Origin of the sequence: Mesorhizobium sp. M7A.F.Ca.CA.001.10.2.1, from assembly GCF_003998575.1 — a bacterium.
Lineage (GTDB): Bacteria > Pseudomonadota > Alphaproteobacteria > Rhizobiales > Rhizobiaceae > Mesorhizobium.
Window position 1 is genome coordinate 1 of sequence record NZ_RZQY01001153.1, and the last position, 900, is coordinate 900.

Annotated in this window: 1 protein-coding gene; it reads left to right on the forward strand. The window is 60.0% G+C overall.

Annotation, left to right across the window (positions count from 1 at the left end; genetic code table 11):
• A partial coding sequence (locus EN964_RS35805) for an SGNH hydrolase domain-containing protein (RefSeq protein ID WP_281059605.1) occupies nucleotides 1-830 on the forward strand: 830 nt, incomplete at its 5' end.
• Nucleotides 831-900: the final 70 nt, after the last annotated feature.

A 900-nucleotide genomic window follows, 5' to 3' on the forward strand; every position in this document is an offset into this window, starting at 1 on the left:
GCGCCGGTGGTTTGGCCGGCGCACTGGGCAACGGTTTCCCGCAACGGTTTCCGGATTTCTCGACAGAACGTATCCGGGTCGGCGACTGGCGCAACGGCATCTGTTTCAACGAAAACGGGACCCGCATCGAAGACTGGAACCTTGCCGACTGCACCCGGACAACGGGCTTTGCCACCAATGTGCTGCTGTGGGGCGATTCTTTCGCTGCCCACTATGTTCCGGGACTTGAGCCCAACGCCCAGAAAATCCAGGCCAATGTCATCCAATACACCTATGCCGGCTGTCCGCCCGACCTGACCTATTTTTCCTATGCTCGGCCCGCCTGCACCCGCTTCAACGAACGGGCCTTGTCGATCATTCGCGACGCCAACATCCAGGCGGTGATCCTGAGCGGCCGATGGACCGACTACCAGGCCAGGGGCTTCGACGGCCTGCAGAAGACGATCGATCGGCTTCGCGGGATGGGGGTCAAGGTCTATACCGTCGGCCAGTCTCCGGAATTCATCGCCGACGTCCAGAAGATCGCTTTCTTGGTGAGACGGGAGCATGCCGGAACCACATCCTGGCCGATGGCTATGGATCCGGACATCAACGCACGGGTTCTGCCGTTCACCAAAGGGGCCGATTTCATAGATCCGCTGACGTATCTGTGCGACTCGGCCGGTTGTTCATACGCCGATGCCACGACCAATGAATTTCTCTACTTCGACTATGGCCACTTCTCTTCCGCCGGCGCGACGCTGGCCATCTCGAAATACTGGCCAAGCTTCGCCACCAGCAATGAGGTCGCGGAGGCAAAACGGCAATTCACGGCCGTGGGCGCGCCGTGATCCGCAGCACGACCGTCGTGAGAACAGACCGCTTTGCGATTGCCCGAAGGCTAACCCTCATGGTAACGAG